This window comes from Shewanella sp. 10N.7, from assembly GCF_020806285.1.
In the GTDB taxonomy this organism is placed as follows: Bacteria; Pseudomonadota; Gammaproteobacteria; order Enterobacterales; family Shewanellaceae; genus Shewanella; species Shewanella electrodiphila.
In genome coordinates this window covers 1-225 of record NZ_JAJGZS010000108.1, presented here as the reverse complement: position 1 = coordinate 225, position 225 = coordinate 1, and the positions used below count along the sequence as shown (strand labels likewise).

General features: G+C 51.1%; 1 pseudogene. It reads right to left on the bottom strand.

The annotated features are described in order from the left end of the window. Positions 1-225: pseudogene (locus LMH66_RS20365) on the bottom strand (hypothetical protein); the annotation flags it as partial.

Genomic DNA, 225 nt, shown 5'->3' with positions numbered 1-225 from the left:
TTAGGGTGACGGTTGAGTTAGGAGCCACATCAGTAGTGGTACCTGAAATGTCGGCGGTCTCTGCGCCATCATTAATGGTGAGGGCCACATCGATAGAGCCCGCAGTGGCGTCCATGTTGTCAGTGTCAGCATCGGTAACGGTTTGACCGTTTTGATCGACTGCTGAGGCGTCAACAGTAATGTCACCATCAACTAAGCCTGAAATGTCTACGCCATCAATGCTGT